Origin of the sequence: Pseudomonas sp. OE 28.3 (assembly GCF_014268205.2) — a bacterium.
Classification (GTDB): Bacteria; Pseudomonadota; Gammaproteobacteria; order Pseudomonadales; family Pseudomonadaceae; genus Aquipseudomonas; species Aquipseudomonas edaphica.
The window spans coordinates 2691172-2709849 of record NZ_CP077082.1; the positions used below are offsets into that span (position 1 = coordinate 2691172).

At 57.2% G+C, this 18678-nt stretch carries 21 protein-coding genes and 1 pseudogene; 9 read left to right on the forward strand and 13 right to left on the reverse strand.

Annotated elements, in window-relative coordinates; genetic code table 11:
• Nucleotides 1-20 precede the first annotated feature (20 nt).
• Entirely contained in the window at nt 21-1235 is a 1215-nt protein-coding gene (locus tag HU759_RS12330; RefSeq protein WP_186618315.1) for an aldose 1-epimerase family protein, read from the forward strand.
• Nucleotides 1236-1250: 15 nt separating this feature from the next.
• On the opposite strand, the pseudogene HU759_RS29840 reads toward HU759_RS12330, so the two are convergent.
• Nucleotides 1251-1355: pseudogene (locus HU759_RS29840) on the reverse strand (Mg chelatase-like protein); the annotation flags it as partial.
• A gap of 112 nt (nt 1356-1467) precedes the next feature.
• Between HU759_RS29840 and HU759_RS12335 the strand changes: the two are divergent.
• Nucleotides 1468-1878, forward strand: a complete 411-nt coding sequence (locus tag HU759_RS12335; RefSeq protein WP_177023831.1) for an ester cyclase — start codon at nt 1468-1470, stop codon at nt 1876-1878.
• Here HU759_RS12335 and HU759_RS12340 read toward each other — a convergent pair.
• From HU759_RS12340 to HU759_RS12355, 4 genes are all read right to left on the reverse strand, one after another.
• The gene (locus tag HU759_RS12340; RefSeq protein WP_186618314.1) at nt 1870-2355 is read right to left on the reverse strand and encodes a MarR family transcriptional regulator; all 486 of its coding nucleotides are present in this window, start codon (nt 2353-2355) and stop codon (nt 1870-1872) included. The two genes, HU759_RS12335 and HU759_RS12340, sit on opposite strands and share 9 nt — an antisense overlap.
• A 217-nt stretch (nt 2356-2572) precedes the next feature.
• Nucleotides 2573-3538: a tetratricopeptide repeat protein gene (locus tag HU759_RS12345; protein WP_186618313.1), complete on the reverse strand. Its 966-nt coding sequence runs from the start codon at nt 3536-3538 to the stop codon at nt 2573-2575.
• An 86-nt stretch (nt 3539-3624) separates the two neighbouring features.
• A complete protein-coding gene (locus tag HU759_RS12350) occupies nt 3625-4419 on the reverse strand; it encodes an aminoglycoside phosphotransferase family protein (protein ID WP_186618312.1) in 795 nt (264 codons plus the stop codon).
• A gap of 138 nt (nt 4420-4557) precedes the next feature.
• Nucleotides 4558-5445: a LysR substrate-binding domain-containing protein gene (locus HU759_RS12355; RefSeq protein ID WP_186618310.1), complete on the reverse strand. Its 888-nt coding sequence runs from the start codon at nt 5443-5445 to the stop codon at nt 4558-4560.
• 109 nt (nt 5446-5554) lie between these two features.
• Here HU759_RS12355 and HU759_RS12360 point away from each other — a divergent pair, with 109 nt between their 5' ends.
• Together HU759_RS12360 and HU759_RS12365 are read left to right on the forward strand one after the other, a co-directional pair.
• Nucleotides 5555-5890 carry a carboxymuconolactone decarboxylase family protein gene (locus tag HU759_RS12360; protein WP_170038512.1) on the forward strand — a complete coding sequence of 112 codons (336 nt, stop codon included), beginning with the start codon at nt 5555-5557 and terminating at the stop codon, nt 5888-5890.
• Nucleotides 5891-5896: 6 nt separating this feature from the next.
• Nucleotides 5897-6271, forward strand: a complete 375-nt coding sequence (locus HU759_RS12365; RefSeq protein ID WP_099548738.1) for a tautomerase family protein — start codon at nt 5897-5899, stop codon at nt 6269-6271.
• A gap of 218 nt (nt 6272-6489) precedes the next feature.
• On the opposite strand, the gene HU759_RS12370 is transcribed toward HU759_RS12365, so the two are convergent.
• The 4 genes from HU759_RS12370 to HU759_RS12385 all read right to left on the reverse strand — a co-directional run bounded on the left by HU759_RS12370 (nt 6490) and on the right by HU759_RS12385 (nt 11627).
• Nucleotides 6490-8037: an MDR family MFS transporter gene (locus HU759_RS12370; RefSeq protein WP_099548739.1), complete on the reverse strand. Its 1548-nt coding sequence runs from the start codon at nt 8035-8037 to the stop codon at nt 6490-6492.
• Nucleotides 8030-9184, reverse strand: a complete 1155-nt coding sequence (locus HU759_RS12375; protein ID WP_099548740.1) for an HlyD family secretion protein — start codon at nt 9182-9184, stop codon at nt 8030-8032. The genes HU759_RS12370 and HU759_RS12375 overlap by 8 nt, the downstream gene beginning before the upstream one ends.
• Nucleotides 9181-10677 (reverse strand): TolC family protein, encoded by a 1497-nt coding sequence (locus HU759_RS12380; protein WP_186618308.1) that lies wholly within the window; start codon nt 10675-10677, stop codon nt 9181-9183. The genes HU759_RS12375 and HU759_RS12380 overlap by 4 nt, the downstream gene beginning before the upstream one ends.
• 209 nt (nt 10678-10886) lie before the next feature.
• Nucleotides 10887-11627, reverse strand: a complete 741-nt coding sequence (locus tag HU759_RS12385; protein ID WP_099548742.1) for a helix-turn-helix transcriptional regulator — start codon at nt 11625-11627, stop codon at nt 10887-10889.
• 843 nt (nt 11628-12470) lie between these two features.
• On the opposite strand from HU759_RS12385, the gene HU759_RS12390 reads away from it, so the two are divergent.
• Nucleotides 12471-12857 (forward strand): hypothetical protein, encoded by a 387-nt coding sequence (locus HU759_RS12390; RefSeq protein WP_170038508.1) that lies wholly within the window; start codon nt 12471-12473, stop codon nt 12855-12857.
• 434 nt (nt 12858-13291) lie between these two features.
• On the opposite strand, the gene HU759_RS12395 is transcribed toward HU759_RS12390, so the two are convergent.
• From HU759_RS12395 to HU759_RS12405, 3 genes are all read right to left on the reverse strand, one after another.
• The gene (locus HU759_RS12395; RefSeq protein ID WP_170038506.1) at nt 13292-13762 is read right to left on the reverse strand and encodes a hypothetical protein; all 471 of its coding nucleotides are present in this window, start codon (nt 13760-13762) and stop codon (nt 13292-13294) included.
• Nucleotides 13763-13924: 162 nt separating this feature from the next.
• On the reverse strand, nt 13925-14383 hold the full coding sequence (locus HU759_RS12400; protein ID WP_099548745.1) for a hypothetical protein: 459 nt from the start codon (nt 14381-14383) through the stop codon (nt 13925-13927).
• Nucleotides 14384-14415: 32 nt separating this feature from the next.
• The gene (locus HU759_RS12405) at nt 14416-14784 is read right to left on the reverse strand and encodes an antibiotic biosynthesis monooxygenase family protein (protein ID WP_169988757.1); all 369 of its coding nucleotides are present in this window, start codon (nt 14782-14784) and stop codon (nt 14416-14418) included.
• A 97-nt stretch (nt 14785-14881) separates the two neighbouring features.
• Here HU759_RS12405 and HU759_RS12410 point away from each other — a divergent pair, with 97 nt between their 5' ends.
• The 4 genes from HU759_RS12410 to HU759_RS12425 all read left to right on the forward strand — a co-directional run bounded on the left by HU759_RS12410 (nt 14882) and on the right by HU759_RS12425 (nt 17431).
• A complete protein-coding gene (locus HU759_RS12410) occupies nt 14882-15346 on the forward strand; it encodes a MarR family winged helix-turn-helix transcriptional regulator (protein WP_169988759.1) in 465 nt (154 codons plus the stop codon).
• Nucleotides 15347-15539: 193 nt separating this feature from the next.
• A complete protein-coding gene (locus HU759_RS12415; RefSeq protein ID WP_099548747.1) occupies nt 15540-16514 on the forward strand; it encodes a hypothetical protein in 975 nt (324 codons plus the stop codon).
• Entirely contained in the window at nt 16515-16874 is a 360-nt protein-coding gene (locus HU759_RS12420; RefSeq protein WP_099548748.1) for a hypothetical protein, read from the forward strand.
• Nucleotides 16875-16948: 74 nt separating this feature from the next.
• Nucleotides 16949-17431: a GNAT family N-acetyltransferase gene (locus HU759_RS12425; RefSeq protein WP_099548749.1), complete on the forward strand. Its 483-nt coding sequence runs from the start codon at nt 16949-16951 to the stop codon at nt 17429-17431.
• An 8-nt stretch (nt 17432-17439) separates the two neighbouring features.
• On the opposite strand, the gene HU759_RS12430 is transcribed toward HU759_RS12425, so the two are convergent.
• Nucleotides 17440-18609 carry an MFS transporter gene (locus tag HU759_RS12430; RefSeq protein ID WP_186618306.1) on the reverse strand — a complete coding sequence of 390 codons (1170 nt, stop codon included), beginning with the start codon at nt 18607-18609 and terminating at the stop codon, nt 17440-17442.
• Nucleotides 18610-18678 lie beyond the last annotated feature (69 nt).

Here is an 18678-nt window from a genome sequence, read left to right on the forward strand (position 1 = left end):
CTCCAAGAAAGGCTGTCGCCATGACCCCGCTTAAACTCTTTGTTGCCCTCAGCGCACTGTCCGCTGCCTCCCACGCCATGGCCTGGGATTACGTTCTGCTCGACACCGACAAAGCCGCCCAGAGCTGGCAGATCACCAGCCAGCAACTCGGGATAAAAACCGACAAGCCCTTCAGCGTTGCCCTGCGCACCTTGCACGGCGGTCGCCAGGAGGGCGTCAGCATCGTCGACATCGATAACGGCACGATGAAACTCTCGGTAGTGCCGACTCGCGGCATGAACGTCTTGCAGGCCTCGGTCGGCAGTGTGCGCATGGGCTGGGATTCTCCGGTCAAGGAAGTGGTCAATCCGTCCTTCATCGAACTCAATGGCCGTGGTGGTCTGGGCTGGTTGGAAGGTTTTAATGAACTGGTCGCCCGCTGCGGCTACGAATGGGTCGGCCACCCCGGCGTCGACAACGGCGAACTGCTGACCCTGCACGGTCGGGCCGCCAACATTCCTGCGAACAAAGTCACCCTGCATATCGATGAAAAACCACCGTACGCCATCACCCTGCGCGGCGAATTGAAAGAGCAGGCGTTCAAGAAGGTCGACTTCTCGGTCGCGACCGAACTGGTCACCGAACCCGGCAGCGTCGTGTTCGCCCTCAATGACACCCTGACCAACAACGGCGACTATCCGAAGGAATACCAGGCGCTGTATCACAGCAACTTCAGCACCCCGTTCCTGGAGCAGGGCGCTCGTTTCGTCGCGCCGGTGAAACAGGTGTCGCCGTTCAACGACAAGGCCAAGGGCGATCTGCCCGACTGGCAAACCTACCGCGCACCGACCAAGGACTACGACGAAACGGTGTACAACGTGGTGCCGTATGCCGATGCCAAGGGCGATACGTTGACCGTGTTGCATAACAAGGCCGGCAGCCTGGGCGTTTCGGTCGGCTTCAATACCCAGACACTGCCGGTGTTTTCCCTGTGGAAAAACACCGATACCCAAGGCCAGGGCTATGTCACGGGGTTGGAGCCGGGGACAAGTTTTTCCTACAACCGCCGTTACCAGCGGCCACTGAACCTGGTACCGACAATTGGGCCCAAGGAACACAAGCAGTTCCGCATCAGCTACAGCTTGTTAGCGGACAAGGCAGCGGTGGATAAGGCCTTGAAGCAGGTGAGCGAGATTCAGGATGGGCGGGAGACTGAAGTGCGGCAGACGCCGTTGGTTGATCTGACCAAGGAGTGACACCGGCTGGAACATTGTGGGCCGATATTGCGGCCCTTCGGCCAAGTGTTCGCGTCTGATTCCGTTGGCTTGTTCAAGGTCCGCCCGCGAGCGCGTGACCTTGGGCCTGCGACTGGCAGCAATAGATCAATGCCCTGCGGATGTCACCGGACAGCGCTCACTGATTCTCTGGATATATACAGTCTGACTGTATATATTTGAGATTCTACGCATTCAAGCATCAGGTGGCGTTATGTCAGCAGTGAACAAGGCTATCGTCCGTCGTTTCAATCAGAAGGTTATTGAGAACTGCGACCGCCACGAATTTGAAGTGCTCGTGGCGCAAGATTTCATAAACCATTCAGCGGCGGCGGGGCAAGACGGCGGTCGGGAAGGTCTATGGCATACCTTTCACAATGTTCTGCATCCGGGCTTGTCCGACCTTGAGGTCGAGGTGCTGGATCAGGTTGCTGAAGACGACAAGGTGACGACCCGAAAGCGCATTACCGGCCGCCACTCCGGGGTGATTGCCGGGATACAGGCAACGGGACGTGCAGTGTCTATTGATATCATCGACATCGTTCGCATCCGCAACGGCCAATATGTCGAGCACTGGGGCGTCAATTCGTTGCCGAGTGTGTTGGCGGCTTTGCGCTCAGGTTGATTGATCGTTTGGGGCGGCGGCAATCAATTGCTCCAGGATTCTGACCGCAGCTTCGAGTGTTTGCAGCTGTGACGCGGTGGTTTTTTCCTTAAGCAGGCGTGCCAGCCAGTCACTGCGCTGAAGACGACTGTGTTCAAGCGCAGCTCGACCAGCGTGCGTCAGCTCAAAAAGCTGCTTTCGTGCATCGCTCGGATCAGGACCTCGTGTAACCCGCTGCTGCTGCTCCAACTGGGCGATAACCAGCCGCATGCTTTGATGCTTGACGTGACGATGTGCAGCAAGCGCGCTTATGCTCGCGGGGCCATGACGGTCAAGCAAACCTAGCGTTTCAGATTGTGCCGAGGACGGTGTGTCCGACCCACTGCGCACTTCCCGGACAAGATTGCCGACTACTCTTCGCAGATCTTCGGCTAACTGTTCAACGGTCTCTTCAAAAGAAGCAGAGTGATGATTGGGAGATTCTGAAGGGGAGGTCAATGGGCTTTCTCAGATGTGGTTGAGCAGACGAGCATACATGAGTTCAGAATGACCGCTTCTGATCAGGAGCTGTCCATCGCCAACGACTGCTTTTGGGCCGGTTTCAGCCAGTCACAATGGGCCGTAACCGACCGAGGCGTAAGCACCGATTGTTGGGGGCTGCCGACATTACCGAGTGAATTGACGTTGCCGAAGACCTCCCGCAGTCGCTCCTGCACTAGCCTTCCAGCGTTCGAAGTTTTTCCTCGAAGTAGCGAATTTGCGCAGCATCATCGGGGTCGACCTGCCTGAGTAGCTGAAGCGCTTTTGTATACGCATCGCGCGCCTTGGCGGTGTCGCCTTGAGCCTCATAAACTCTTGCAAGGTTGAAGTAGCGCAAAATAACCTTGGGGTGGTTCTCTCCGAACGTTGCGCGGTCACTGTTCAGGGCCTTAGTCAAAAAGGCTTCAGCTTTGTCGTACTGGCCCAGGCCGCGATAGGCGTCGCCGAGGTTGTTCCAGCGGATGGCGACCGTGGGATGGTTGGGGCCACGCAGGGCCATGTCGATATCCAGTGCTTGTTGAAAAAGCGGCAACGCGGCCTTGTGGTTGCCCTGGACGTTATAGGCGTTTCCCAGATTGTTCAGGGCGGTGGCTACCGAAGCGTCGTGTTCTCCCAGCCGCTTTCTTAACGCGATATTTTTGCGCAGGTTTTCGAAACCCTCTTCATATCTGCCCAATTTGCTCTGCGCGGTACCGATGTTGTTGTAGCTGTCGGCAATCTGCAGGTCATCTGCGGCGAGTACCGCGAGGCGCATTTTCAAGGCTTTTTCATAGTAGCCAAGAGCAATTTCGAGATTGCGTTGTCGTTCGTGAAAATAGCCGAGGTTGTTCCAGTAGGTCGCCTGTTGCGCGATGGATGCCTGCCCGTTTTGTTTGGCCGCCTCTATTGCCTGGGTGACCAGGTGGATCGCGGTGCGGTCATCGCCCAGCACGTAGACTGCCAGCGCCTTGATATTCAATACCTCGGAGTTGTCGGAGTCGGTTTCAAGCACGCGGTCCGCTTCCTCAATGGTCGCCTGGTATTGTTCCGCCTCGAAAAGGCTTACTACTTTGTCGCTCGCCACTACTGAGGCAGCTTCAGCACAAAACATGATGAAGAGCAGTGGTAACGCTAATAGCGCTTTGAGCCCACGAATGTGCATGGAAGTCCTTTTGTTTGAAACGGAGAACGGGCACAACCAACCCAACACTGACAAAAAATGATGCTGGCCTTGCCCGGCCGTAAAAGTCACAAGTCCAGGGCCAACGCTGCAAGCTTTGCCACGCCAATGGGGGTATCCAGCTCCATGTTGTCCTCGAGCATCCAGGCTGCTGACAATCCGGCCCAGGCAAGCACCCATTGCAATAACCGGTGTCGATCAATGTTGGAGGCTTGTGTCACGATACCGATCCGGCGCGCGAAACAACTTGGCGCCAAAGCGCTTTTGCTATCGGGATTGCAGAAAATATTCGCGTAATCGAAGCCGCGCTCACCGTAGAGTCCCTTAGGGTCGATAGCGAGCCACCCCTTAGCTCCGAAGTCCAACACATTGCCGTGGTGGATATCCCCATGCAATACCCTGATGTCACGGGGGGCATCCAGAAGTTCGCGAGCCGTTTTGGCGCATTGTTCAAAGACCCCTCGGTGCGTTGCCGCCGCGCTCCATAAGGCTTCGAACCGTAGCTCCAGTGGGACTAAAGCAGGAGCCGGTTTTGCAAGGGGTGTGTGAAGGCGGCCAGCCACAGCACAGAGTATGCGAGTAGCCTCGTCGTCCTCGCCGCAGCTCACCATCTGCGTAAGTGAGACCGGGCTGGTCGCGCGCTCCATCAATAAGGCCTCGCCATCATGTGCCAGCACGGGTGCCGCCCCTTCACCGTCCCACCAAGCCATGAGTAGATTGCCTGCTTGCTCCTCCGGCTCTTGCGAGATTTTGAGCATGGCTGGCATGCCATGGTGACGAACAGGCAGTAGGTTGCCATTCAATGAGCCGAAAGCATCACCGTCGATCGTCAACGCCCATCGTTTCAAGTATTGATCAAACATCAGCGCTTAATTCTCGCTCTTACTGGAACAATCATTATGAATGACGGGGGCATAAGGCTAAATGTCTTCTTTTGGCCGATTCTGCCCAATTACGCTCCCCATCCACATCACTCGAACTGAGCCCTTACGTACTTTCGATTATTGCGTAACCGTGAACCGAAACGCCTGTTCTTGCAGCCCCGCCTTAATCAAAGCAGCCAATTGTCGGGCCGCCGCAGTGGGCTCGCTGCCACCGCTGTGCAGCACATAACCAAGGCTTGGCACGACGGGTAAGCCAGAAACCACACTGAGATGGCTCGGCAGCCCAATGCGGGTACGCAGCGTCACGCCCAACCCGGCGGCGACGGCTGCCCAGATACCCGCCACGCTGGGGCTGGTGAGGGCGATGCGCCAGGGTATTTGCGCGGCGTCCAGCGCCTGGGTGGCGGCGCTGCGGAGTACGCAAGGCGCGTCGAACATTATCAAGGGCAGCGGTGAGTCGTCAGCGGCGGTCAGCAATGGCGTATCGCGCGGCCCGATCCAGTGCATCGGTGTTTCGCCCAGTCGCGTGGCATAAGGCGACAGGTGCCCGGTGTCCCAGGTCAGGGCCAGGTCCAGGGCTGCACTTTCGACCAGCGTCAGCAGTTCGGCATTACGGGCGATCCTGACTTCGAGGCTCACCCTCGGGTAAGTCTGTACGAAGCGTCGCAGGATATCGCTCAGGAAATGTTCGCCAAAGTCCTCTTGAAGCCCCAGGCGCAGGGTTCCGGCGGTCTGGCTTTGATGCACGCTGTGGAAAATGCTGTCGTTCAACTCCAGTAACCGGCGGGCATGGCTGAGCAGTGATTCGCCTATGGGGGTCAAGACCAGCCCGCGCCCGGACTTAGCCAGTACCGGCGTGCCTATCTGCTCCTCAAGTTTCTTTAACTGAGCACTCACGGCAGACGTCGACCGACCGAGACGATCCGCAGCTTTGGCAAAGCTGTTGAACTCCACACCCGTGACGAAGGTGCGCAATACATCAAGATCGAAGGTGGGGCGGCGCATTCAATAGTCCACTAATTCCGGATGGTAGGCGCTATTAAATCTGATATTCGGAAGGGTTGCGACTTGATAATTTCATCCTTCAGATTGGGACATTGAAGGGAAAAACATCATGAATACAGCTATGGCCACTGGGGGAGAGCCCCAGGGCAACTATCCGCAGAAGTTTGCCGAGTTGACCGACAACGTATTGTTCGGCGACATGTGGGCGCGTACGCAACTCCAGCCCCGTGAACGCAGTTTGGTGACGGTGGCTGCGCTGGTGGCGATGTACCGTCTTGAGCAACTGCCGTTTCATTTGCAACGAGCGCTGGATAACGGCGTGAGTGCTGACGAACTGGCCGAAGTCATCACCCATCTGGCGTTTTATTCAGGTTGGCCGACGGCTGCTTCGGCGCTGAATGTGCTGAGCGAATTGCAGGTTGGCCTTTCAGAGCGACAGGAGTAACCGTTGATGCCGTTTGCACGAATTTCACTGCACCGAGGCAAGTCGGCCGAGTATTTACAGGCGTTGTCTCAGGGGTTGCACGACGCCCTGGTCGAGAGCTTCGAAGTGCCGAAGACAGATCGCTTCCAGGTCATTCACCAGCATGAGGTCGGCGAGCTGATATTCGATCCCCACTACCTGGGTGGGCCGCGTAGCCATGACTTTGTGCTGATCGCGATTACCGCTGGGCGTGCTCGAAGTGTTACGACTAAACAGCATTTTTACCGTGATCTGGTCGAGAAATTGGGGCGGGCGACGGGGTTGAACGCGGAAGACGTCATGGTGGTGATCACCACGACGGCCAGTGATGAGTGGTCGTTTGGAGGAGGGCGGGGCAACTAGGCTTTAAGTAAAACGGGGTCATACCCCAGTTAAATATGATCCCGTTTTTACGCTACAGCGCCGGCAGCCGATCCAACGCACAAATGCGTTCTATTTTCGGCTCTTTGGCCGTGGGCACGCGCACGCCCGTGTCGACATTGAATATGCCGATGTAATAACGGCTCAACGAGCCCGGGACGTCGCCAATCCTCCCTTGATCACATAGCGTGCGCCTGAACCTAGGCTCGTCCAGATTGTTGGCGTAATGCCAAGGCCGCTACACCACACAAGATCAGTGCGATACAGGACACATAGAACGCATCGCTGTAGGCCATCAGGTACGCCTCACGACGCACGGTATGGACCAGGCTTTCAAGGACCTGCTGTTGGGCGGGTAACAGTTGGTTGAATAGGAAGTCTTCGCTGTCTGCCATGCTGGCGCGCAGGCGCTCCTGCAAGGGAAAGGAAAACAGCGTGATTGACTCTCCCACCCGCTCTGAGTGAAAGCGCTCGCGCATGGCGACGATTTGCGTCAGCCCTGCAGTACCCACGGCCCCGCCAAGGTTTCGCAGCATGGAAAACAACGCGGATGCGGAACCGGCTTCAGTTTTGGCCAGCCCGGAAACCGCCAGAACAGAAAGCGCCACCATGATCAGCGGCTGTCCGATACCCCGTACCACGGTGGAAGGAATGATCACGTTGGCGGCACTATCGACGTCCAGGTGCGCGCCGAGGTAGCAGCCCAGCGCCATGATGAAAAAGCCGCTGGCGACCATCAGTTTCGGGCTGAGGCACTTCATCAAGCGCGGCATGAACGGTGCCAGCACCAATTGCACCATGCCGTAGGCGATCAGGCTGATGCCGATTTCCCGGGCGTTGTACCCCTGCAGTTGGGAAAGGTAATTGGGCACCAGGAACACCAGGCCGAAGGTAGCCCCGCCGAAAATGAACATCGCCGCACTGGCCACTCCGAAGTTGTAGCTCTTGAGCAGGCGCAGGTTGATGAATGAACGCCTGCCGTACAACTGCGACAGCACGAAGTACACCAGGGCGACGCCGGCGATCAACGACACCCACACAATGAAATCGGAGCCGAACCAGTCCTTGCGACCACCTTCCTCCAGCACGATCTGCAAGCCCCCCAGGCCGACGATCATGGCCAGGATGCCGCCCCAATCACCGCTTTTGAGCAAGCTCAACTGCATGGGCTTGGCATCGATGGACCATGCCACCGCCAGCAACAAGAGAATGCCCGGTGCCAGTTGCAGGTAAAAAATCCAGCGCCACGAGTAAGCATCGGTCAACCAGCCACCAATGGATGGCCCGGCAGCCTGGGCAACGCTGTTGGACAAGGCGAACAAGGCCATGCCCATTGCGATTTTGCTGGGCGGGAGCTCGGTGATGATCAGCTGGAATGACAAAGGGATCAGCACCGCGCCGGCAGCACCCTGGATCACCCGAATGATGATCATCACTTCCAGGTTGGGCGCCCAGGAGCAAGCAATGGATGCCACCAGGAACACAAACGAGCCCGCCAACATCACCCGCCGCAGCGAGAACACCTGGACCAGCCAGGCCGTCAGAGGAATCATCACGATTTCCGCGACCAGGTAAGCCGTGGAAATCCACGAGCCCTCCTCGAAGGTAGCCCCCAGGGAGCCCTCGATTTCAGGCAGCGCGGCGCTGGTCACATGCACGTTCATACCGGCCATGAAACAGCCGAAAAGCCCGCCGATCACCGCCACCCAGGCGCGAAAGGAGACAGTTTTTTCAACGGACTCAGTCATGCGTCGCGCCCTTTGTGCCAGGCCGGGTGTCAACGGTGGTGATCACCGACATGCCCGGCAGAATAGGCCCGCCCTCGTCATGTTCATCGATGGCGATTTTCACCGGGAAGCGCTGCACGATCTTGGTGAAGTTGCCGGTGGCATTATCCGACGGCAGCAGTGCGAACACGGCCCCGGAACCTGGCGAAAAGCTCACCACATGGCCCTTGAGCTGGCGTCCCGAATAGCTGTCGACGCTGATATCCACCGGTTGACCGGCGCGCATATCGCGCAACTGGGTTTCCTTGTAGTTGGCCACCACATAGGCCTGCTGCAGGGGCACCACCGCCAGCAACGGCAAGCCCGGCGCGACGTATTGGCGAATGCGCACTTTGCGCTGCCCCACAACCCCGTCGATGGGCGAGCGGATCAAGGTGTCTTCCAGCGCATGAGACGCAAGGCTCAACTGCGCCTCGGCCTGGCTGCGCCGGGCAATCTGTTGTTGGAGCGAGGCTTGGGCCAGCTGGCGCCGGCTAATGGCGACGGTCAACCTGGTTTGCTGTTGACGCTGCATGGCCTTGGCGATTTCCACCGCGGCGTTAGCCTGGGTGTAGCTGGCAGCCGCCGTTTCCAGACGCTGGGCACTGGCCGCGTGTTCGCGCACCAGGCCCTGGTAGCGGCGCTGGTCAAGGCTCGCGCGGCGCAACTCGGCCGCCACGCTGCGGGTGTGGGCCTCAGCCTGGTTTACCCCGGCCTTTTGCTGGGCGATCAGGCTGTCGGTCACTTGCAGGTTGGCCTGTTGGGCCGCGACCGAGGCCTGGGTTTGCGCCAATTGCGCACGCGCCTGCGCCAACCGCGCCTGGTAATCGCGGTCCTCGATGCGCACCAACACATCCCCGGCCTTGACGGGCTGATCATCCTCCACCAGCACCTGGGCCACATACCCGGAGACCTTCGGGCTGATGGGGACCCAGTCGGTACGCACATAGGCATCATCGGTCTGTTCCAGGTAACGGCCAACCGTCATCCAGTACACCCCGAACCCTACCGCCGCGATCGACAGCACAACGCATCCCAGCAGGATAAGGTTACGTTTGCGGCGTTGCTTGCGCGCATGCATGAGCTGCTCGTCCTGGACAACGGTTTTTTCATCGACAGCAATATTCATGGCTGGGTACCGGAAAAATTGACGGAAGTGTGGCTGAGGGCAGCGGTCGCAGAGGCAGAAGACTGCCAACCGCCGCCAAGCGCGCGAAACAGGCCGATCTGGCGCTGCAACAGCTGGCCGTCGGCATCGGCAAGCGTGGCCTGCAGGCGGATCAGCTCACGCTCGCTGTCCAGCACGTCGAGAAAGTCGATAGACCCGGCGTCGTAATTGAACTGGGCCAATTTGTAGGCTTGGCGACTGCTGACAAGGGCCTGGTTCAACGCGGCGTGGCGCCGGCGCTCGCCGTCGTATAGCGCAAGCGCCTGGCGTACCTCCTTGAGGGCGTTGAGAACACTGGCCTCGAATTGCGCCACTTGCATGCGCTCCAACGCCCTGGCCTGGTTGACCCGTGCGCGATTGACACGCCAGTTGGGGAATTGCCAGGTAATCAGCGGCCCAACGCCGAACACCAGCGCGCTACTGTCTCCCAACTCATGGGGTTTGTTGGCGGATGAGGACACTGAAGCGCCAAAGGTCACCTTCGGATACAGGTCGGACTGGACGATATCCACTTGCAGCGTGGCCGCTTGCAGCGCGCGCTCGGCCTGACGGATATCGGGGCGGCGCGCCAGTAATTGCCAGCCATCACCCACCGGCAGCTCGGCATTGAGTTGCGGCACGACCTCACAGGTCACCGCGCCAATGCCTTGTTCCAGGTCCGCCACGCCGGTCAGCATTGCCAGCTCGTACAGGGCAGCTTGCCGGCGTGCTTCCAACATCGGCAGCAGCGCCAGGGTTTCAGCCTGTAGGGCCTGCATCCGGGTGTATTCGAGATCTGTCACCACACCGGCCTGACGCTGCCGGTCGATCAACGCCAAGCTGTGCCCGACCACATCCATCGAATGGCGCTGAATCCTGGCGCGTGCGCCCATGGCGCAGGCATTGACATAAGCGCGAGTGGTTTGCGCCACCACCGTGATGCGCAACAAGTCTTCGGCGTCCTGCGCTGCAGCCGTCTGGACCCGAGCCCGCTCGATACTGCGCTGAACCTGGCCCCAGATATCCACCTGATAAGCCAGCTCGAAGCCTGGGTTGAACGCCCACTGTGACGGAGCATGGCTGTCCGTGGCTTTGGCCAGGGTCTGATCATCGGCTGTCTTGCCGTACTCGGCGCTCAGTGAGGCCTGGGTCGACGGCCAGCGCCCGGCATCGGCCCGCATGATCCCGGCCAACATCGCCTGCACATGGGACTGAGCTGCAGCCAGGTCGCGGTTATGCATCAATGCCTGCTGCACCAGCGCGTCAAGTTTCGGATCGTTATACAACTGCCACCAATGGTCGGGTAACGCTTGGGCCGAAACACCCTGCGGCAGGCGGCTCAGGGCATTAAAGCGCTCCGGCTGCGGCTGCACGGGTATATGGGCGACCCAAGAGGAACAACCCGCCAACAATACGACCGCCACACCCAGGAGTGAGAGACGACCATGCCATGCACAGAAAAAAGGCGGACCCATCGAAATAACCCAGAATGCCAAGTAGACGCACAGGTTAAGAGAGCACTGGGCCGCGCATCTCCCGAGTTCCAGACAACCATCGTTTCGATTTGGACAATGTGCCTGTAGACCGCCTTATCGCAGGCGCTCACGGGCCGGGCACGCGCAAAGACATGGCCCTGCCTGTAGGCGGGGCCATGGACGCTTGGGGTTGCGCGCTCGCCGGGGTGTCAGACCAGGCGGCAGGTGCTCGGGGTGTAGCCCATTGTGCGTTTGAACATTGCAGTAAACGCGCTCGGGCTCTGGTAACCGTGCTCCAATGCCACCTCCAGGATCGATACGCCGCAGGCCAGCCGTTGCATGCTGAGTAGCAGCCGGGTGCGCTTGCGCCACTCCCCGTAACTCATGCCCAACTCTTTCTGGAACAGCCGCGCCAGGGTGCGCGAACTCATATTGAGCTGCACCGCCCAACTCTCCAGTTTCGACTCCTGTGAAGGGTTGTCGATAAACTCGGCACACAGCGACTTGAGCCTTGGCTCATCAGGGATCGGCACATGCGCCAGCACCCTCTGCGCAATGTCGAGCTCCGAGAAAATCAGCTCGACAATCTGCACATGGCGCAACAGAGCGGGTTCAGTGTCATGTTCATCGGCCGCGGCGATGATCAACTCCCGCAGCAACGGCGAAACCTTGAGAACGTGGCATTCCTCCGTCAACGCCCGGTGTGCGCCCGGCGAGATCAACAGGGTGCGCATGCGCACCTCGCCGGTCATGCGGATCTGGTGCTCCGCCCCCGCAGGGACCCAGAGCGCATGCCCGGAAGGCACCACCCAAGTGGTCCCGACGACCGATACCAGCATCACACCGTTAATGGCATAAACCAGTTGACCTTCTTCATGCCGATGCGAGGCCACTATGTCGCCATGACCATAGTCACCAGCGAGCGCCGCCAATGCGGTGTGCGCGATCATCGCAGGAAGGTACCTCGGGCAGGCAAGTCCACGGTATTAAAATGGCGATATGTGCTGGACGGATCCTTGAGCATCATGACGGTTTCTCCTTTTTTCGACAGTTACGACAGTGGGCCGCAGAAGCTGCCGTTAACGCTCGCTCGCTAGATCAAACACTAAACGAAACAGACAAAAACCAATTGCAAAGTATCTCAAAAAAATCATTATTTTCAGCATAAAAAACTAACAAATATGATTTTACTGGTTATTTAACTGGCTCATATATAATTAACTGCAATCGCACCAGCAACAATATATCGGCGCTGGTACTGGCCAGCGGGCCGAACCGAGTGAACGAGAAGACCATTTCGCGTCTAGTGGCGACATAAAATCCGAACGGTAGAAACTGGCCGATAACTGACTTTCTGATTGGAAAGGCCGAGCTGGAAGGGCTGATAGGCAGCTAGTACGCTTGAGTCCCTCTAATGATAGGAACCTGACATGGGACATGATTCCTCGTTGCAGATCGAATGCGCCGCTTATGAGGAGTTCGTCCGGCTTTGGAGTCAAGGAAGCTTCGAGCATCAGCGACTGGGCCAAGCGTTTTACAACCACTTCAATCTACACAAACTCACCGATCAGGCCGGATTACACGGTCTATATGAGGCCGACGGTGATAAAGCCTCACGCTTGATCTTGAGGCTTTTCCACCTTCACTGAGTTGCAACTATCGACCCAAAGCGGACATTTCCTGTAGCTGAAGTTGACCGACCATGAATCCGTATTGCAGCATGGAATTGAAGTGTGGCACCGCTGTCCGGCCACTCTGTAAGCACTACCTTCGCACCTAACAGGGAGAAGCTCATGATCATGGTGTTATCGAAGGTCGAACTCAAGGAACTGTCGGTGAAAGCGGAAGCAGAGGGTTTAATGCTGAGTGATCTAGTCCCCATTTGCGAAAGGTTCGGCGTTGCACCGCTTGATGTGCTGAACGAAATGTCCGTCGCGGTTGCGGAAGGCTATCTACAAGGATCTCTACCCTATGATTTTTGCGACGGCGTTATGAACGGGATCATAAATGCTGTGGTTGAAGTAGGGATGACTAACGATATGCCTCAGCCCGCTTTCTCGCTTTACCAGGCATTCGATCAAGGTGAATGGTTCCGCAGTAACGACCCACCGGAAACTGACTTCAGTGAGAAATACACGAAGCATGTGGTCGAGGAAATAATGCGTACCCTTAGAGACTAGCTTTCACAGATCGGGAGGTTTCCGCTTTTCGGCTGGAAGGTGGTGGATCGAACGCCGCTTTTGGCCGCTCTCTGCCGGTCGCGAGTGCCGTAATCGGCCAAGATGGAACGTATCGGAAGTGTATTATGACAAGCAGCAAAAAGCCGCAATACTGCACGATCTGCGGATGCCTACTCGACAATCCGGATGATCCGCTATCAGGCAATACCGGTGGCGATTGCTGGGGATGCATAGGCGCTATAGAGGCGGAAATGGGATGCGCAGAGTCACTCGCCTACGTACGCAAAGAATGCGAGGCAGGACTTCGGCCTGGATGGATCGATCCATTCAAGACCTGATTCGGGAGCTGCACTACGACCACTTTGGGTTGGCCGCAGCCCTTCAAGGCCGGCAGCTTTCACCCCAAGGCAGCGATCCGCTCCTGACTATTGGGTTCATAAAACCACGTCATTTACAAGTTTGCACCAGCCATCCTTTGCCTCCTGCTCCGAGGTGAAGACCTGTACCTTTGGCTGCCAGAACTGCCCCTCAATGACGATGCATTCCAGGGTAGAGTCCTGAAACGTAAAGACGTAATGGATAGCATCTTCCATGAACCGCTGTTTATCGTGTCGAGGGTGAATGGCGTTTCTCTGCTCAAGCTCTGCTAGCCAAGGCGAATTATCTATCCGATGAATTTGGTAATGCTTAAGGCCAAGTCCAATAAGCGGATGGCCGCCCAAAGTCTCGTCGTTAGGCGAGCCGAACTGGATTTTCTTTACTAGCGGAAAATGAACTACAGCTACTTCTTCTCCAGCGGTGCAATACCGTAAACATAGCTGCGTATCCGTGGCGAACACTACGGGTTCGGGAGACGTACTTGGCTGTGGCCAGGAGTCGAGCAGCACTACGGTCGCTAATGACATGGGGGAGCCTAATGCATACATGGGAGTTCAACAGAGTGCGAGAGCCACTCGTTGTCGTCAAACCTTTCTGATCGCGACAGACCGCTTCTGGCCGATAGCTGTCGGTCACAAACGGCGGATTCCGGCCCAGCTTTTTAAGACAAACGGGAGCAAGTATTCAGCTTACTGTCTGTGACGTTCAACCCGCAGCAGTCGGCCGCTGAGGCGCAGGCCGTCACGCATATTCAGCCCCATTAATGCAAGATTGGTGGCCCCTGCGATCAGTTCGATTAACTGTACGAAGTAAAAACGCGTATCGAAGATTCCCGCCGACGCCCATTGGTTAAGCACAATGGCGCACGGCATCAGAACCAACAGGCCATTGGCGGCAATGAATGGCATGCGTTTGTTCTTCAAGGCGACCAGTCGTCCTTGTCGTTTCCGACTCATTAGCACTCCACTTGCACCGGTCGCAATCATTGTCGGTACCAGTATCCAAAGCCCGGGACTCACGATCAGGTGCTTGAGTGAGGCTATCGAGCGTCCGGATCCGATGAGTTCGACAAAAATAGTCGACAGAAAGAAGGTGGCGATGCACATCAGTGCCAGCGTGCTGGAGATCAAATGTAATCGTCTAAGCATTTATCTAATACCGTCAGACAGTTGGTTAATACTCAGGCCGTGCAGATATTCGGCACAGCTACCTTGGTGAACAGATGCGGCATGGCCAAGGCACTTGAGGGATACCGCGCCAAGGCATTGGTGAATTCCGGATGATTGAAAGCATCGCGAAACCGCTCTACCGATTCCCATACGGCGTAATTCAAGAACATGTTGCTGCCACCGATGGCCTGATGAAGCTGCGTGGAGATGAAACCGGCACGTTGTTTCATCCAGTTGGCATCCAGCTCCCATGCGCAAAGGAGGTCAGGTATATCGTCTGCGTCGACAGTGAAGAGGTTGATCAATACCACTGGAGCTTCGCTGCAATGCAGCTGTTGAGTGATGGGGACGATCGGATCAAGGGGGCGAATAGAAAGCATGGCGACCTCTACATTGTAATCATGATGACAATTTGGGTTTCACGCTCCAAACCTACTGTGATTGACATCATGGTGTCAACGTGGAAGGATTCGCGCCATGAAAAAGACAAACTACACCCCCGCAGGACGCGCCATGAGCGATCTGGTTCTTGAGATCTTTCGAGCAAGTGCGCGTCTGCTTACTGCAGGCGATCGACTCGTCGCAGAGCTAGGTCTGACAAGCGCCCGCTGGCAACTACTGGGTACTATTGTGTACGCCGAACGAGCACAACCGGTTTCATGGATTGCTCGCGACATGGGGGCAAATCGGCAAAACGTTCAGCGGATCGTTAACGATCTGGTGAATGATGGACTGCTGGAGTTTCAGCCAAACCCACACCACCGCAGAGCGCAGTTGGTTGTCCTGACTGAAGCTGGAAGAGAAGCATTCGATCTGGCGATGAATCTTCAGACGCCCTGGATTAATGAGCTGGCGGAGGGGGCGGACATCGATGCTATCCAGACTACCCATCAGGTTCTAAACCACCTGCGCAATAGGCTTGAGGATGACCAGGCCGACTGACGCGGCCAGCCTCAGCATAATCCAGCGTGTCAGAATCCCTGAGGGTCTGACCCCGTTTTATGCCCAGTGCGTAGGCATGTACTTAGAGTGAAGTAGTCCGTTTCTGAAACGTTAAAAACACCCCGATACACGTCTTACCTCCGCTGTGGCGCCTTCTTATAGTCGTGCGCCTCAGCCACTTGGAGGTGCACGCATGCAGGGACCCTACGCATTTATCAATGAATATCCCCAGCCTTATCCATTGCTTAAACTAAGCTTGGCGCTTGATCCGTATTCACACACCAAGTTCGACACCCTCAACCAGCACATCCGCAACACGGTGGTGTTGCCGGGGCAATTGGTGATCATCGGGGATAGCCGAACCGCCGCTTGCACCGCTGAAGAGGCACAGCTGATGCGCTCGGCGCAAAATATAAAGCTCGCCCTGTTGGCGCACTCCGCAACTGACCAATTTCTGATCAAAAACTATGATCAGTTGCAGGCCATCTTGACCTATTCGTCCCTTGGCATCGGCAGTGCCAGCAGTGCATGGAGCAAGCATTTGGCGCAAGTCGAGAAGACCCTTATCGAAATCGAGAGTTTGCATAAGCAGTACTTGAGCAAAGGCACCACTGGGGCAAGGGAGGAGTTTTTGGTTAAGCGAAGGGCGCTGTTTGCCAAGTTGGATAGCCAAATCTCGGGCATGGCGCGCTTTGGTACGGGGTTGAGAAACGAAGGTTCGATTAAAAAGATGTTAGGGATTTCCAGTAAAAGCTATTGGCACCATGGAGACATTCGTGGGTATGAGGAAAGGGTTAAACGTTTAGCCAAGGCCTCGCAAATATTGAAGAAGGGGACTTACATTGGCATAGCGTTGGATGTTGGGGCGACGGCGCTGGAGATAACGGAGGCGTGTTCCACAGGGCGTGAGCAAGAATGTACGCAGGCGAAGTATGTTGAAGGGGGAAAATTGGTGTTGGGGGTGGGTGGTGCATCTGTGGGCGCGGCGTTTGGGGCGCCTATCGGTGTCGGCGCCTGCATGATTGTTTTTGGCATACCCACAGCGGGTGCCGGAGCGTTGGCATGTGCCATTGTCGGCGGTGCCGCAGGTGGATTTGCCGCAGGTAAAGCCGGAAGCGTCTTGGGAGAAGGCACAGGGAAATTTCTCTATAGGACGGTGGGGGATTAAATGGTCTTTGAATATATCGGCATGTGCGCTGGGGTCGTCATGATATTAAGCCTCCCGCTGGTTTTTTGTGCCATGTTCAAAAAGCTCGACGCTGCAGAGCGCTACGTGGAGGGCAGTGCTTACATCACTGTGCACAGGGATATTTTTCGTCATGCACCCTTTGATGGAAGGCCCCAGCGGCTGGTTGCCATGGCTATCATCATTCTTATTCCAAGAATATTTGAATGGAGGCGTTTAGTACGGGTTGAGGACGTTGAAAAAATCCCACGACATCTCAAGTACTGGATGGTCATTCCGACACTGATTGCTTTCACATCCGTTACCGTCATGTGTATCAGTTGGCTATTGATATCACGCTAATTCCCCTCGGATGTGGCGGCTCATGCCAGGCTCTCTATACTGGCCGTCCCAGGATCCTAGTTCGAGCGCAGACTATGCCGGTCACACCCGATCAAAATTCCCCAATCATGTTGGTCCAGGCTCAAGAAAGTGACTTGGATGATCTGGTAGCCATTCGAATTGAGGCCATGCGCGAAAGCCTGGAGCGTGTTGGGCGATTTGATCCAGTGCGTGCGCGCGAGCGGTTTGTTAGCGGTTTTGAAGCTCGCACCACACGCCACATCGAGGCATCTGGCGAGAGGGTCGGTTTCGTAGTGGTCAAGCATCACCACAATGAACTCTTGCTCGACCATTTGTATGTGAGGCCGGGCGCGCAAGGATCAGGTGTAGGGTCTGCGGTGCTCACTCAAATTTTCAAAGAGGCGGATGCAGCTGCACTCCCCATTAAAGTGGGTGCTCTCAAGGACAGTGCGTCGAATCGCTTTTACATCCGCCATGGTTTCCAATTCATCGAAAGCAGTGAATTCGACCATTATTATGTTCGCCGGAGTGTTCCGGCGATTGGCCCAGCTGGCTAGCTGGATGCCTAATTGACGGCTAACACCCCCCTTGCCCTCGACCGCCAAGCAAACCCCACCACCATCAACAACCCCAACCCGGCCATCCCCGCACCCGCCAACGAAATCGCCGGATAGCCCCACCCGGCATTAATCACCACACCGCCCAACGCCGCCCCAATCGCATTGCCAAAGTTAAACGCCCCAATATTCACTGCCGACGCCAGATTAGGCGCGTCCTTTGCCGCCTCCATCACCCGCATCTGCAACGGCGGCACCAGGGCAAAACTGGCCACACCCCATATCAAGATGGCCACAGCCGCGGGCAACGGCCAGCGCATCAGCACGGTAAACGCCAGCAACACCACAATCAGCACGCTCAGCGACACGATCAGGGTGCGGTCTATCGAGCGATCCGCAGCCTTGCCGCCCCACAGGTTGCCGAGGGTCAGGCCCACGCCGAACAGCACGAGCATGGCGGTTATGTAAGGGGGGGAGGCGTGGGTTTCGCTGCTGAGGATGGGCGCGATGTAGGTGAAGACGGTGAACATGGCGCCCGAGCCGATGACGGTGAGGGCCAGTGCGCCCAGCACCGGGCCACGGCCCAGTACGCGGATTTCGGCCATCACGCTGACGTGTGGCGGCGCCTTGAGGTTGGGCAGGGCGAACCACAGCGCGGCCATGGCGACAACGCCGAGGCCGGTAATGCCCCAGAACGCGGTGCGCCAGCCGAACAGTTCACCGAACCAGGCGGCCAGCGGCACGCCGCCGATGGTCGCGAGGGTGAGGCCCATAAACATCGCGGCCACCGCGCCGGCGCGTTTCTCCGGGGCGACTACGCTGGCGGCGACCACGGAGCCCACGCCAAAGAACGCGCCGTGGTTCAGTGAGGTCACGACCCTGGCGATCATCAGGCTGTAATAGTCGGTGGCCAGGGCGGACATCAGGTTGCCCAGGGTGAAAATCGCCATCAGCCCGATCAGCAGGTAGCGCCGGGGGATCTTGCCGGTGGTCAGGGTCATCAGTGGCGCGCCAAGCAGCACGCCCATGGCGTAAGCACTGACTAACAGGCCGGCGGCCGGGATCGAGACGCCGAGGTCGGCGGCGATGCCCGGCAACATGCCCATGGGGGCGAATTCGGTGACGCCGATGCCAAAGGCGCCCATGGCGAGTGCAACTAAAGGTGGATTGATACGCATGGAAAGCTCCTTATCTATGCCGGCAATGCTACGATCCAGCCTTTGAAGGCGGTAGATGGCGTTTTTGAC

What these genes read in the sequence shown, in the direction of transcription:
- HU759_RS12330 (WP_186618315.1), top strand. Translation starts at nt 21, where the DNA reads ATGACCCCGCTTAAACTCTTTGTTGCCCTCAGCGCACTGTCCGCTGCC.
- HU759_RS12335 (WP_177023831.1), top strand. Translation starts at nt 1,468, where the DNA reads ATGTCAGCAGTGAACAAGGCTATCGTCCGTCGTTTCAATCAGAAGGTT.
- HU759_RS12345 (WP_186618313.1), bottom strand. Translation starts at nt 3,538, where the DNA reads ATGCACATTCGTGGGCTCAAAGCGCTATTAGCGTTACCACTGCTCTTC.
- HU759_RS12350 (WP_186618312.1), bottom strand. Translation starts at nt 4,419, where the DNA reads ATGTTTGATCAATACTTGAAACGATGGGCGTTGACGATCGACGGTGAT.
- HU759_RS12355 (WP_186618310.1), bottom strand. Translation starts at nt 5,445, where the DNA reads ATGCGCCGCCCCACCTTCGATCTTGATGTATTGCGCACCTTCGTCACG.
- HU759_RS12360 (WP_170038512.1), top strand. Translation starts at nt 5,555, where the DNA reads ATGAATACAGCTATGGCCACTGGGGGAGAGCCCCAGGGCAACTATCCG.
- HU759_RS12365 (WP_099548738.1), top strand. Translation starts at nt 5,897, where the DNA reads ATGCCGTTTGCACGAATTTCACTGCACCGAGGCAAGTCGGCCGAGTAT.
- HU759_RS12370 (WP_099548739.1), bottom strand. Translation starts at nt 8,037, where the DNA reads ATGACTGAGTCCGTTGAAAAAACTGTCTCCTTTCGCGCCTGGGTGGCG.
- HU759_RS12375 (WP_099548740.1), bottom strand. Translation starts at nt 9,184, where the DNA reads ATGAATATTGCTGTCGATGAAAAAACCGTTGTCCAGGACGAGCAGCTC.
- HU759_RS12380 (WP_186618308.1), bottom strand. Translation starts at nt 10,677, where the DNA reads ATGGGTCCGCCTTTTTTCTGTGCATGGCATGGTCGTCTCTCACTCCTG.
- HU759_RS12385 (WP_099548742.1), bottom strand. Translation starts at nt 11,627, where the DNA reads ATGATCGCGCACACCGCATTGGCGGCGCTCGCTGGTGACTATGGTCAT.
- HU759_RS12390 (WP_170038508.1), top strand. Translation starts at nt 12,471, where the DNA reads ATGATCATGGTGTTATCGAAGGTCGAACTCAAGGAACTGTCGGTGAAA.
- HU759_RS12395 (WP_170038506.1), bottom strand. Translation starts at nt 13,762, where the DNA reads ATGTCATTAGCGACCGTAGTGCTGCTCGACTCCTGGCCACAGCCAAGT.
- HU759_RS12400 (WP_099548745.1), bottom strand. Translation starts at nt 14,383, where the DNA reads ATGCTTAGACGATTACATTTGATCTCCAGCACGCTGGCACTGATGTGC.
- HU759_RS12405 (WP_169988757.1), bottom strand. Translation starts at nt 14,784, where the DNA reads ATGCTTTCTATTCGCCCCCTTGATCCGATCGTCCCCATCACTCAACAG.
- HU759_RS12410 (WP_169988759.1), top strand. Translation starts at nt 14,882, where the DNA reads ATGAAAAAGACAAACTACACCCCCGCAGGACGCGCCATGAGCGATCTG.
- HU759_RS12415 (WP_099548747.1), top strand. Translation starts at nt 15,540, where the DNA reads ATGCAGGGACCCTACGCATTTATCAATGAATATCCCCAGCCTTATCCA.
- HU759_RS12420 (WP_099548748.1), top strand. Translation starts at nt 16,515, where the DNA reads ATGGTCTTTGAATATATCGGCATGTGCGCTGGGGTCGTCATGATATTA.
- HU759_RS12425 (WP_099548749.1), top strand. Translation starts at nt 16,949, where the DNA reads ATGCCGGTCACACCCGATCAAAATTCCCCAATCATGTTGGTCCAGGCT.
- HU759_RS12430 (WP_186618306.1), bottom strand. Translation starts at nt 18,609, where the DNA reads ATGCGTATCAATCCACCTTTAGTTGCACTCGCCATGGGCGCCTTTGGC.